At 44.7% G+C, this 12,087-nt stretch carries 14 protein-coding genes; all 14 read left to right on the top strand.

Going from position 1 to position 12,087, the window contains the following annotated elements:
- Positions 1 to 90: 90 nt before the first annotated feature.
- The 14 genes from K8S19_10515 to K8S19_10450 all read left to right on the top strand — a co-directional run bounded on the left by K8S19_10515 (position 91) and on the right by K8S19_10450 (position 12,010).
- Positions 91 to 2,010: an OmpA family protein gene (locus K8S19_10515; GenBank protein ID MCD4814109.1), complete on the top strand. Its 1,920-nt coding sequence runs from the start codon at positions 91 to 93 to the stop codon at positions 2,008 to 2,010.
- 373 nt (positions 2,011 to 2,383) lie between these two features.
- On the top strand, positions 2,384 to 3,313 hold the full coding sequence (locus K8S19_10510; GenBank protein ID MCD4814108.1) for a PorV/PorQ family protein: 930 nt from the start codon (positions 2,384 to 2,386) through the stop codon (positions 3,311 to 3,313).
- Between the two features lie 334 nt (positions 3,314 to 3,647).
- The gene (locus K8S19_10505; protein ID MCD4814107.1) at positions 3,648 to 4,196 is read left to right on the top strand and encodes a nucleotidyltransferase domain-containing protein; all 549 of its coding nucleotides are present in this window, start codon (positions 3,648 to 3,650) and stop codon (positions 4,194 to 4,196) included.
- A complete protein-coding gene (locus K8S19_10500) occupies positions 4,193 to 4,600 on the top strand; it encodes a hypothetical protein (GenBank protein MCD4814106.1) in 408 nt (135 codons plus the stop codon). Before K8S19_10505 ends, K8S19_10500 begins: the two co-directional genes overlap by 4 nt.
- Positions 4,601 to 4,888: 288 nt before the next feature.
- Positions 4,889 to 5,287, top strand: coding sequence for a response regulator (locus K8S19_10495; GenBank protein MCD4814105.1), 399 nt, complete (start codon positions 4,889 to 4,891; stop codon positions 5,285 to 5,287).
- Positions 5,288 to 5,576: 289 nt separating this feature from the next.
- The gene (locus K8S19_10490; GenBank protein MCD4814104.1) at positions 5,577 to 6,107 is read left to right on the top strand and encodes an ORF6N domain-containing protein; all 531 of its coding nucleotides are present in this window, start codon (positions 5,577 to 5,579) and stop codon (positions 6,105 to 6,107) included.
- Between the two features lie 4 nt (positions 6,108 to 6,111).
- Entirely contained in the window at positions 6,112 to 6,261 is a 150-nt protein-coding gene (locus K8S19_10485; protein ID MCD4814103.1) for a hypothetical protein, read from the top strand.
- Positions 6,242 to 6,778: a transposase gene (locus K8S19_10480; GenBank protein MCD4814102.1), complete on the top strand. Its 537-nt coding sequence runs from the start codon at positions 6,242 to 6,244 to the stop codon at positions 6,776 to 6,778. The genes K8S19_10485 and K8S19_10480 overlap by 20 nt, the downstream gene beginning before the upstream one ends.
- A 165-nt stretch (positions 6,779 to 6,943) precedes the next feature.
- Positions 6,944 to 7,180 carry a hypothetical protein gene (locus K8S19_10475; protein MCD4814101.1) on the top strand — a complete coding sequence of 79 codons (237 nt, stop codon included), beginning with the start codon at positions 6,944 to 6,946 and terminating at the stop codon, positions 7,178 to 7,180.
- Positions 7,161 to 8,438 (top strand): MFS transporter, encoded by a 1,278-nt coding sequence (locus K8S19_10470; protein ID MCD4814100.1) that lies wholly within the window; start codon positions 7,161 to 7,163, stop codon positions 8,436 to 8,438. The genes K8S19_10475 and K8S19_10470 overlap by 20 nt, the downstream gene beginning before the upstream one ends.
- A gap of 236 nt (positions 8,439 to 8,674) precedes the next feature.
- Positions 8,675 to 9,535, top strand: coding sequence for a transglycosylase SLT domain-containing protein (locus K8S19_10465; protein ID MCD4814099.1), 861 nt, complete (start codon positions 8,675 to 8,677; stop codon positions 9,533 to 9,535).
- Between the two features lie 183 nt (positions 9,536 to 9,718).
- Positions 9,719 to 10,318: a hypothetical protein gene (locus K8S19_10460; protein MCD4814098.1), complete on the top strand. Its 600-nt coding sequence runs from the start codon at positions 9,719 to 9,721 to the stop codon at positions 10,316 to 10,318.
- A gap of 117 nt (positions 10,319 to 10,435) precedes the next feature.
- Positions 10,436 to 11,005, top strand: a complete 570-nt coding sequence (locus K8S19_10455; GenBank protein MCD4814097.1) for a LemA family protein — start codon at positions 10,436 to 10,438, stop codon at positions 11,003 to 11,005.
- 18 nt (positions 11,006 to 11,023) lie between these two features.
- The gene (locus K8S19_10450; GenBank protein MCD4814096.1) at positions 11,024 to 12,010 is read left to right on the top strand and encodes a DUF3137 domain-containing protein; all 987 of its coding nucleotides are present in this window, start codon (positions 11,024 to 11,026) and stop codon (positions 12,008 to 12,010) included.
- The last annotated feature ends 77 nt before the right edge of the window (positions 12,011 to 12,087 follow it).

The raw sequence follows: 12,087 nt of genomic DNA, 5'->3' as shown, positions 1-12,087 counted from the left end.
ACCCTAAAAGTATTTTAATCTGCGTAATCTGCGTAATCTGTGGATAGGCATTTATATTTTTTAGATGAAGCATTTTTTTAGGAGAAGGAATTGAAGAAGCAACGCTATTTTTTCGTCATCATGCTTTTTATCACCATCCCGGCATATGCAGGTACGCTTCAAGAGACAGGCACATCTGCGGCTGTGATGCTCTCGCAACCGGCTTCTTCGCGGTTACTGGCCATGGGCAATGCCGGTGTAGCGGCGTCGCGGGGGCAAGAGGGTCTTTGGTGGAATCCTGCCGCACTGGCACGCTATCCGTATTTCAATGCAGAAATTTCTTTTCGTCAGCACTGGACCGATACCGAGGTGGGGTTTTTTGGGGCCGCCATTCCCACGGCCGGAGGCACGGTAGGTCTTGGCTTTATTTATTCTCAGACAACCAATATTGAGGGATATGATCGCGACGGGAATTCTCTGGAACTTTTTTCAACCAAAGATATGGATTTGAAAATCGGTTATGCCTACCAATGGCGGAAACTGGCCTTTGGATTGAATCTGGAATATCTATATCAGGATCTCTATATTGCCCAAATTCACGGTCTGGGCGGAGATTTGGGGCTGGTCTGGGAATTCCATCCCGGACTTAATGTGGGTGTAACGGTTTTACATGCAGGCGAGACCACGGCCGGTGATCCGTTGGGCATGGAGGTTCGGACAGGCTTTTGTGCTCAGGCAGTTGAGAATCTGGTGTTGACCTTTGATATAGTCTTGCCGCGCGATGATGAAAGTTATCTGGCCGGCGGGGTTGAGTATCAACCGATACCCTATTTTTTACTTCGCGCCGGTTGGCGCAATGGACCGGGCACCCTGGCCAATTTGGGCAAGTTTGCCGGACTCACGGCCGGCGCCGGGTTTGCCTGGCAGGATTTTTATCTGGATTATGTTTTTGAACCATCCGGTTTTTTGGGGAATGTTCATCATGTCAGTCTGGGGTACCGTTTCACGGAAAAACCGGCGACACCGACGCCTGTCCCAACCCCCTTTGTTCCTTCCGCACCGCGGCTTAAAATTCAGACGCGTGAACAAGTGGGCAAAATGGTGTTTATCCCAAAAACCTCACAGCGGAATTTTAAGATTAAAGGGTTTACATTTAAAGTTAAGGACAAGCAAGGGAATGTTGTTCGTACGTTTAAATATATCGGTAAAGCGGTGCCTAAGCGGATGGTATGGGATGGAACGGATAAATACGGTAAAAAGGTCGCGCAGGGGCAATTTTCCTATTCATTTGAATATATGACTGAAAAAGGTGTGAAGATCGAGAACCAGGTCTGGCCGGTGCAAAAACCGGTGCGTCAGTTGTTTTTTAAAAAACTGGGGTACGGCGTGTGCGCGGGAGCGGTATTTCGATTTGAAGAATATCTAGATCAGATCAAGACCTGGGGCATCAGGATTCGGGACGCCAAAACCGGCAAAACGGTTAGGGTGCTCAGAGGGGAAAAAACCTTGCCCGGCAAAGTGGTATGGGACGGCAAAGACAGCAAAGGCCGGTGGGTGTCTCCCAAGCGTAACTATGTCTATGAGATCCGGTTTGTTTCCAAGACCGGGGGCAAAGCCATGGTGAAAAATGATATTATTGCCATACCTGCCAAAATGCTGGCTCCGCGTGAAGGACATGTGCGATTCAGGATTCTTAAAATTCTTTTTGATTTCAATGATACGGAGATCACCACTGAGATGGAGGACAAGATTGCCAAAGCGGTTGAGATCTACCAACAGCAGGGAGAAAAAATTAAGGTGACCATTCAGGGGCATGCTGATGAAGTGGGTAGTGAATGGGCCAATCATAATATCAGCCGCAAGCGCGCCCAGGAGGTCAAGGCGCACATGCGGAGGATGGGGATTGTCAATTGGGAATTGAAAACCACGGGGTTTGGTAAGGAGCGTCTGCTTATTAAAAGCAAGCGGGAACACCTTCGCTCTAAAAACCGGCGGGTTGAGATCCAGATGGAAATTTTGAAAGAGAAGTGATCTTTCGCGAATCAACCCGAACGACGACCCATAGGGTAAAAGCGAAAATAAAAACATCTCACGCTAAGCCGCGAAGCGAAAAAGCACGCAAAGAAATGAAACTATTAAATAATGGATATAAACTAAAAAAACATTCTTTGCCGATCCTGCGAATTGTCTGTTTTGATGTCAAAGAGCAGGGCATAAGAAAAAAATATGAACACCGTGGAAATTTGTGGATAAGATTTTTAAAAGCTGAGATGAATAATAATCCTTGTAAACAGTGATGCAATATATTTATAATATGTTTTATAAAAATTCACGGGTTTACCCCGCATTCGCGGGGCAGGCTGTCCATCGTGTTCGCACTAGCACGATAAATTTTATTGGAGGCATGATGAAGAAATACGTTGTTTGTTCACTGATGATTTTAACGCTTACCGTTTTGAGCGCCCGGGGGTTTGCCGGTGCCGGGACCAGCGGCGCACAAATATTGCAGCAGCAAAACGGTGCCCGGGCCGCCGCCATGGGGAATGCCTTTGCCGGCTGTTCCGGTGATATTGCCGCACTTGAGGTGAATCCTGCCGGTGTGCATAATATTGAAAAAAATGAGATTATGCTGATGCATGTTGGCGGATTCGAAGGGATTTCCGCCGAACGGCTCAATGCGGTCATCATCGCACCCGGGCTCGGTTCTGTAGGCGCGCAGATACTTTACCGTGCCCAGCCGGTGATTGACAATCATGTGGCAGGCGAAGCGACGGTGAATGTCAAGGATATGGTTTACGGACTGAGTTTTGCCCGGCCGGTTGTGGCCGGATTCAGTATGGGCGTCAATATTAAAATGGTTGTGATGGAACTCGGGCCGGTGGATACCACAGCGCTTTCCTTGGATCTGGGAACCCAGTATGAGATGAGCCGGCTTCTGACCATCGGGCTGGCGCTGCGCAATTTGGGCACACCGGTGAAGTTTAGTGAGGCCGAAGATCCGCTCCCGATGAAGGTGCTTGTCGGTGCTTGCTATACGCCCCTGGAGGAAGGCCGGCATACACTGAATACCGTGCTGGATGTAGATTATCTGGTGCCGGAGGAAAACATCCTGCTGCATTTGGGAGCGGAGTATTGGTTCCGCCGGATGCTGGCCCTGCGAATGGGCTATGAATATTCCGCCAATGCATCGGTCAATGGATTTTCCGCAGGAGTGGGTTTTCGGTTCAAGGCAGGCAAGGTCGATTTTGTACTGGATTACGCCCTGCGGCCGCAATTTTGGGAAGAAGAGGATTTTGAGACCGAGAACCTCTTCACCTTCAGTGTGAAATTTTAATTAATTGGGTCGAGTAGCCTAGGGGTGAGATTCCCCTGGGCTACTCGACCTAAGTATAAATCACCCTCACGCCAAGGCGCGAAGAGCGCAAGGAAAAGCAAAATAATAGGATAAAACCAAACGCTGCTTCTTTGATCCCCTGATTGTACGAAATCATGCCTGGAATCACTCTTTCTCCACCTGTGTGAAAATGAAAAAATAATATGCAAGAAAACATTCGGAAATGAGTCTTAAATATATGAATAGACGAAAACGAGGATGGAAATCAGCTTGAAACATGCGGTGTAATAATATACACTTATCGGTGTAAATAATTACACCGGAGGTTTTAGGGATGATATCCTTACGGTCCAAAATAACGCAAGCTGTTTTGAATTACTTTTTTTTGAATGATACGGAAGAGCTTTATGTTAATGAACTTCAAAGTACGCTTTTATTGGATAAACGCAATTTGGTGAAAAAATTAAATGAACTCCAGCGCGAAGGGATATTGCAGAGCAAAATGCGGGGGAATTTGAAATTATATGCGCTTAATAAAAAATATCCCTTTCTCAGTGAATATAAAAAAATCGTATTAAAGCAAACTGGGTTTGAACAAAAGGTCGGGAAAATGCTTGAACATGTCAAGGGTGCCAAAACAGCGATTATCTTCGGCTCATATGCCAATGGAACAATGGATAACCGGAGTGATGTTGATCTTATGGTTATCGGAAACCATAAAGTACTCGATGTGCAACGCAAAATGAATAGCATTCAAAAAGAGATCAATCGGGAAATCAATGTCATTCATATGGATGAAAAAGAGTTTCTCAGCCGGAAAAAGAAAAAAGAACCATTGGTTACAGACATTCTTAAAAAAAAGTATATCAAGATTGATGTATGAAATTTGAAGAGCGTTTTTTTCGGAAGCAGAAGTATACCAGTGAGCAGGTGCAGCAGTATTACAGAAATGCGCTCAAGGATCTGGATATTGCCGAAAAAGATACCTTTGCCTCTGTTAAATTTAATTATGCCTATTCAGCATTTTTGAAAGCCGGGATCGCCTTGTTGGCGAATCATCAAGTGCATACCCGCAGCGTACCGGGTCACCATATGAAAATTATTGAGAAAATGGGAGAAATATTAAAGAGCAAAGATGTGGTGACCATGGGAAACCTTATGCGAACCAAGCGAAATCTTGATTTATACGACGGCGGTATTGATCCGACCCGCAAAGAATGCAGGGAATATATTGATTTTACGAGAAAGACAATCAAAAAAGTTATCAAACACCTCACCATTGAATAAATTTTCACACCTTAAAATGATTTTGCGCTTAGCGGCTTTGCGAGAGATAAAAAAAGCAAGGTTCCCGGATTTTTTTCAATGAACCCTCTCCCTTGAGGGGAGAGGGCAGGGTGAGGGTGGGGAGTTATTCGAACATTCGAACTTCGGCACCGAACATAGTCTGAAGAAGGAGTGTTGTACCTGTAATAAAATGCGCCAAAATGTCGATACTTTGGAATGGGTGAATGATATTATAGCAGATTGGCGGCATATACATGGCCTGCAAGGATGCTCGACAGGGGGATATTTATGCGGATTTTGATTATTGACGATGAACCGGATATTTGTGAATTGGTCGAATGTTTTCTGAGACCCTATGGCGAATGTGAAAAAGCACTGTCAGGCGCGGAAGCGATTGAAATTATCAAAAGGTACTGGTCTGCCGAAGAGGATGTGGATTGTGTTTTTCTTGATCTCATGATGCCCGGAATGGATGGGATTGAGACATTGAAAACCATCCGGCAGATGGAGCATCCCCGGGTTTGCAGAGGGATCAAGGAAATTAAAATCATTATGTTGACCGCTTCCAATAATCCCAAGTATGCAATGCGCGTATTTGAAGGGCAGATTGCCGGATATGTGCGTAAACCATTTGACGAGAAAAAATTAGTTGATGCGCTGGAAAAATCCGGTCTTTTATCAAGCTGATGCGGAATACGGGACGTAGTTCGGTAATACGGCAATAGAAATGATTTGTGCCGGAGTTTAAATGTTTAATTAACACACTTGTTTGATTATTTGAACTACCGTAGGGAACGGTCGCCCGGCATTCGTCAGGCAAGCTGACCGTTCCCTACGACTAGGTCTTACAAAAACACCCGGGCGCGTTTCTTCAACTAAATACCGTAATAGAAATATTTTGAGCCAAGGTGATTTTATTTGCATGAAATTTAGGGATTTTTAGTCTAACTCCATATCACGCGAATATGGAGGACTCATGCCGGAAAAAATTATTGTACCCATCGACTCGATTCAATCAAAAATTCATTTTATTCGTGGAAAAAAGGTCTTGCTTGATCAGGATTTGGCGGAATTGTATGGGGTGGAAACGAGACAATTAAAAAGACAGGTGAAAAGAAATATCAGCCGTTTTCCGGATGATTTTTTACTCGTCTTAACAAAGGAAGAAACGGTTTCTCTAAGGTGCCAATTTGGCACCTTAGAGAAAGGACGCCATTCCAAGTATTTGCCATTCGCGTTTACTGAGAATGGTGTGTCAATGCTTTCGACCGTGCTGCAAAATGAACTGGCTATTCAGATTAATATTCAAATCATGCGTACTTTCACCAAATTACGTGAATGGAGTGTTATTCACAAGGATCTCTACAAACATCTTAATCGAGTGGAAGCGAAACAGATTAATCATGACAAGCGTATCACCAGGATAGATGGCATTATTGATGAAATGCTCAAATTACCTGTAACGCTCAAAAAGAAAAATAAACCTATTGGATTCAGGAAGAAATAGAGAGGTGCGGCTGAAAGAAAAACAGTTTAATGAGAAATTTGATGATAATAAAAATGTGAGTAAACATCTTAATCTGAAAAAAGCGCGCTGGCCTGAGCAGGAACAAAAATTAGCACGACAAAAAGGGCAGGGATATGAAAACAATTATGCGTGAACGCAAAAGGAATCGTCTGTTGGATTATGATTATTCTGCCGCAGGTGCGTATTTTATTACTTTGTGTACACATACTCGGGAATGCTTATTCGGGGAAATAATAAATGGTAAAATAAAACTGAATGAATATGGGGAAATTGCGATGACGTATTGGGAAAAACCGCCGCACCATTATGGACATTGTCGATTGGATGAATATGTGATTATGCCTAATCATTTACACGGAATTATTGTTATCACGAATTTTGTAGGGAACGGTTTGAAACCGTTCCCTACGACGAATGAAACACAACACCACGGGTTGCCGGAAATCGTACGTGGTTTTAAAACATATGCATCGAAAACGATCAATCAATTACGCCAAACGCAGGGGTTGCCGGTTTGGCAAAAATCTTATTACGACCGTATTATCCGTAATGACAGGGAATTGCATAGCATTAGAAAATACATTCAAAATAATCCATTGAAGTGGGCGGAAGATGAAGAAAATCCGGAATGGGAAGGAAAGATTCCGTAGGGCATGGGTGGTGGGGCGCAGGTAGGACGGGGACGGGTTTGTAGGGAACGGTTTGAAACCGTTCCCTACGATAAAAACACCCGGGCGCGTTTCTTCAACTCACTATAGTTAAAAAGCCGATTGTAATTTATCAGTGCTGCCAAGGCGATTAAATATGTCAACCTGTTGGCCAAAAAAGGCGAGAAAGTTGTTGATATGGCACTGGCCGACGGGCTGGCCAAAGAAGATCAGGTTTTTAAAGCACTGGCTTTGGGCGCACTCTATACCAAGATGGTGTATATGGTTCGCTCACTCATGATCCCGGCTTATCTGGGTGCCGGATTGCAGCAATTAATGGCAGGTGCAGGTTTTTTTATTCGCAATTATATATTAGATGCGTATAATGCTGTTTTTGTATGCTGAAGTGGTTGGGATTTTTAAGGAAGTTGGGATTGTCGTGATGTCAAAAAAAGTATCAGGCAAACCGGAGCGTTCAATGCGCTGGTCCGGTATTTTTGCCGTCTCCTATGGTCATTATATTCATGATGTTTATTCTTCGTTTTTAGCACCTTTGCTCCCGTTTTTGATTGACAAACTTGCCATTGGGTATGGCATGGCCGCCATGCTGGCGTTTGCGCAGCGCATCCCCTCACTGACAAATCCGGTGATGGGTTTGATCGCTGATCGGATTTCTATGCGCTATGTGATGGTGGCGGCGCCGGCACTGACAGGTGTGAGCATGAGTCTGCTCGGTCTGGCACCCAATTATGGAATGCTGCTGCTTTTGCTTCTGGTCATGGGAGTCGGGTCATCCGCATTTCATGTTCCGGCACCGATTTTTATTAAAAAAGACTCGGGCAAGCGAATCAGCCTGGGCATGAGCTGGTTTATGATTGGTGGAGAACTGGCACGCATGAGCGGTCCTTTGATTATTATCAGCGCGATTTCTTTTTGGACACTGGAAGGGACCTGGCGGTTGGTGTTTTTTGGATTGACCGCCTCGTTGGTACTGTTGGTGTTTACCCATGACAATCCGAAAAAAGCACCCAAACGTACCGGGAACCATCTGTACCATGATGTCGCTGGTTTTTTTATGCAGTATAACCGGTTGTTCATTGGTTTGGGCGGATTTGTTTTTTTTCGCAGCCTGCTTAAATCAGCCATGACCGCTTTTTTGCCGGTATATCTTTTACAAAAGGGAGAAACCATTTGGGTCGGCGGTATGGCATTGTCATTGCTTCAACTTAGCGGCACACTGGGGGTTGCTTTGGCGGGGAATTGGGCGGACCGGTTGGGAAAACGGAATGTTTTAGGCTGGTCCGTGGTTTTATCAATAATTTTTATGCTGTTTTTTTTAATAACTTCCGGCCCGGCTCAGTATATCAGCCTGTTTTTTCTTGGCATTGTGATGTTTGCGCCGGAACCGGCTTTGCTGGCAATTGTCAATGAGACACGGACGGATCAGCCTGGTTTGATGAATGGAATATACATGTCCATGCGTCTGTTCGGGGCCGGTTTGGCAGTCTTGATTGTCGGTTTTTTCAGTGATTGGTTTAGTCTTCGTCAAGTTTACCAGTGGACGCCGTTTTTAAGTTTGTTGGCCCTGCCGTTTATCATTTATCTGCGGGAAAAGAAATCAGAAAAACATTCCGGAGACTGGCAGGAAGGCAGTGATCTGTAAGGATGGCAAAAAAGCGCGGGTATAAAGTGCACGTCCGGTGATGCATTTGTTGGCTTCATTTGAATTGACATAAAATCATGAAAATGATAGGGTGGTGCCTGAAAAAGAGCGGGAAAGTATCCGCTCTTTTTTTGTGTCAAAAATTTATGGATAAGATAGAGTCTCAAGCAACGACATCCTGTCACGTTTTTTTCATAGAGAGTATCCCGAGGGTAGAAAAACAGAGGAAAAGATAAATGCATAAAAATGGTAACCCACGACTTGGCTGGGGTTTATGGGTGATGATAAAAATAGGGGTATTTAGTGTGTTGGGTACCGTGCTCCTGATATATGCTCCCTGGTCCAGCACCTATGCCGGATTCAATGGGCAAGCCGGACAGACATTGCGTCACGACGCAGCCAAGCGTCCGGAAATTTTATCAACCTGGCAAACCCGGAATTTTGCGATGATGAACCGAAAATTTGAGACTGCTCGGACGGATTTTCCTGTTGAAATGGTGAAGGCGATTGCCTGGTATGAAAGCGAGTGGCGGCAAACAGATGTGCAGGGGCGCCCGCTGGTGAACGGAACCGTCGTCCGCCGGGCGGGAAATAAGCGGAAAACATATGACGTGGGTATTATGCAGATTAATGAGGACTCGCACTGTCTGGATGCTTCACTTTGGGATCTGGAAAAAATCAAGATAGATCCTATTTATAATATTGAGGCCGGCATTCGCATGCTGGAAAAAAAACGGGAGTATATCCGGTATTTACGCAGAAGAAAAGACTGGCTGCGGATCGAAGCAAAGTATGATTTGGCCAACCACAGTGAGTTGGATATGACATTGAAGGCTTACAATGGCTTTAGACGGTCATGGATCTATCCTGAAAAAATTTACTCGTTGATTTTGGAAAAACCATGGGAAAAAGCCATGGTTCGGCAGATGAAACAAGGCCGGAATACAACGCGCTATTTTATTTTGAGAAATCAAGGGGTTCCTTTGGCCGCTTCACGTGCGGCTGAGGTGTTTTTATCTCCGTCATTCGTTGCGGGGAGTGTTTCGGGGTATTCGGAAGGGTACAAAATGATTCGCATTCTTGAAGAGAATAAATGAATCAAGGTAAGCTGGTTTTGGATTGATGGAATAAGTCGTACGCAGGGGATTGCAAGGATGAAGGTATCTACAAAAGGTGACGTTGCCGGCAATCAGATAACCCGAAACATTAATATTTATTTTCTTAATTGATTTGCTTTAGTCCTTCGCGCATAATGATATATCACCTGTGAAGGAGACGGTATGGACCGGCAAGAATTTCAGGGAGCACAAAAAAAAAATTTACCCGGATCGCCGTGGTATGGACCCGGGATCGTGCTGCTGATTATGTTTGTTCTGCAAATTCTTTATTTTGTAACAGTCTATTATCTGCTTACGTCTGACAATCCTTTTAATTTTAACAATAATTATCATCTGATTGCGTTTGCGACGGTTTGGGTTGTTTTTATAAATATCACACTTTTTTTTGTAGTCGGACAGCGCAACGCAGCCGGCCGCCTCCACGTTGCTTCCGTTGGGGATGCTTTTCAGTGGAATACATTTTTTATATGCCATCTGGCGATGGTTGTTCTTATTGTCTTTCCTTTGACACTTTACTTTCTAATCTTAGATGATTTTGTTTTTCAATCGCGTCAGCTGGTCCCACTGTTGATGGTGGTGTTGCTCCTGGCATCTGTTTTTGGAAAAGCCCGGCGCCGGCTGGTGCAATGGGAAGGATTGGTTGTGCGTATGCTGTATTTGGTTATTGTCATTGTTTTTATCGTTGCCGTCATGGAGGTTTTGACCGGTTTGATTCCTACGGCAATACGTGGAAGTCAAGGCGATGTCATACTGCCGCTTTGATCAAACCGGTGAGATGATTCGTTTTTTAAGTTGTACTCGCCGGGGGATGAGTACAGCTGTGTTTCCGGTGGGCGGAATGGCTGGAAAAATAAAATGTTGTCCAAAAGGAGGATGGATATGGGGATAGGCCTTATGGTACTAATAGGTGCTGTCGGTTTGGGATTGTTGATTATTCTTGGTATCTATAATGGTTTGGTTGCCAAGAAGAATGCGGTGGAAAATACTTTTGGCGGGATTGATGCGCAATTGAAAAAGCGGTATGATTTGATTCCGAATTTAATTTCAGCTGTCAAGAATTACATGCAGCATGAGAGAGACACTCTGGAAAAATTGACTGAACTCAGGAGCCGCGCTGTTTCCGGGACGCTGAATTCTGATGAAAAAGTTGTGCTGGACAACCAGATTACACAATCCGTCAAGGGCTTGATGGTGGCAGTTGAAAACTATCCGGATTTAAAAGCCAATGAAAATTTTATGCAGTTGCAAAGAAGCTTGAATGAAGTGGAATCCCAAATTTCAGCAGCCCGGCGGGCTTTCAATGCAACCGTGACCGAGTACAACAACGGTGTTGAAATGTTTCCTTCCAGTATTATTGCCGGCATGATGAGATACAAACGTAAGCAGGTTTTTGAGATCACACAAGCAGAACGCCAAAATGTCAATGTGGGTGATATGTTTAAGGCATAAACCGGAGAGGGGCGGTCAATGGAAGACGATAATCATATTAAGGATCTTTTCGACAATGAACTGAAAACCCGGCTGCAGGCACTGGAGACGGTTCGCAAGCAAGTGATGAAACCGGTCTGGGCAACCTTGGGTGTCTTAGGAGTTTTTTTTATCCTGGCCAAGATGCTGAACATGTTTCGGCTTTTGGGGACAACTCAGGCCGCGACGATAATTACCTGGCTCGTCATTCTTGGCATTTTTATCGTCGCTGTGGTCATTAGTGGCAAGCGCTATCGTGTATACCGGAAGTTGTTTAAAGAACAAGTGGTTGCTGAAATTTTAAAACTCTACAATAAGGACTGGAAGTATGCGTATGACCGGTTTATTGATCGGGATGTTTATTTTGGCAGTGAGCTTTTTCGGCAACGGGTGGATCGCTACAAAGGCGATGACCTGATTGGCGGGAAGATTGGCAAGACAGATTTTGAATTTTCCGAATTGCATACCCAGTACAAAACCGTTTCCTATGACAGCAAGGGCAACCGGCGGGAGCAATGGCATACTATTTTCAAAGGCCTGTTTTTTCATGCTGATTTTAATAAGCATATTAAAGGCAAGACCTTTGTTTTGCCCGATACGGCCGAGTCTTTGTTTGGATCACTGGGGAAGCATCTGCAAGCCATGAACAAGAGTCGGGGGACACTGGTGAAGATGGAAGACCCGGCTTTTGAGAAAAAATTTGTGGTTTACGGATTGGACCAGATTGAACCCCGGTACATCCTGACACCAAAAATCATGCAAAATCTTACCCGGCTGAGGGAGACAATGAAACGGCCGGTTTATCTCTCTTTTTTAGGCAGCCGGGTATATGTGGCGGTCTCTTTTGGCAAAGCGCTGTTTGAACCGCGGCTTTTTAGCTCCGGTGTCCGGCTGGAGGATATGGAAGAAATGTATGGCTTGTTTGCATTGGTGGAATCGATCGTGGCGGAGATGGACCTTAATACCAGGATTTGGACCAAGGAATAAGCATGATCGGAAAGTAGAAACATTGTACAATGGTGTATGATGGGGTTAAAAGATACCGTGTTTTGCCGATACTCCAA

The sequence above is a fragment of the bacterium genome, assembly GCA_021108215.1.
GTDB lineage: Bacteria > Oederibacteriota > JAAXVQ01 > JAAXVQ01 > JAUVAV01 > JAIORK01.
Note: the sequence above shows the minus strand (reverse complement) of the source record. Positions and strands in the feature narration are given on the sequence as shown.

What these genes read in the sequence shown, in the direction of transcription:
- K8S19_10495 (MCD4814105.1), top strand. Translation starts at nt 4,889, where the DNA reads ATGCGGATTTTGATTATTGACGATGAACCGGATATTTGTGAATTGGTC.
- K8S19_10510 (MCD4814108.1), top strand. Translation starts at nt 2,384, where the DNA reads ATGATGAAGAAATACGTTGTTTGTTCACTGATGATTTTAACGCTTACC.
- K8S19_10500 (MCD4814106.1), top strand. Translation starts at nt 4,193, where the DNA reads ATGAAATTTGAAGAGCGTTTTTTTCGGAAGCAGAAGTATACCAGTGAG.
- K8S19_10470 (MCD4814100.1), top strand. Translation starts at nt 7,161, where the DNA reads ATGCTGTTTTTGTATGCTGAAGTGGTTGGGATTTTTAAGGAAGTTGGG.
- K8S19_10460 (MCD4814098.1), top strand. Translation starts at nt 9,719, where the DNA reads ATGGACCGGCAAGAATTTCAGGGAGCACAAAAAAAAAATTTACCCGGA.
- K8S19_10465 (MCD4814099.1), top strand. Translation starts at nt 8,675, where the DNA reads ATGCATAAAAATGGTAACCCACGACTTGGCTGGGGTTTATGGGTGATG.
- K8S19_10490 (MCD4814104.1), top strand. Translation starts at nt 5,577, where the DNA reads ATGCCGGAAAAAATTATTGTACCCATCGACTCGATTCAATCAAAAATT.
- K8S19_10505 (MCD4814107.1), top strand. Translation starts at nt 3,648, where the DNA reads ATGATATCCTTACGGTCCAAAATAACGCAAGCTGTTTTGAATTACTTT.
- K8S19_10480 (MCD4814102.1), top strand. Translation starts at nt 6,242, where the DNA reads ATGAAAACAATTATGCGTGAACGCAAAAGGAATCGTCTGTTGGATTAT.
- K8S19_10450 (MCD4814096.1), top strand. Translation starts at nt 11,024, where the DNA reads ATGGAAGACGATAATCATATTAAGGATCTTTTCGACAATGAACTGAAA.
- K8S19_10455 (MCD4814097.1), top strand. Translation starts at nt 10,436, where the DNA reads ATGGGGATAGGCCTTATGGTACTAATAGGTGCTGTCGGTTTGGGATTG.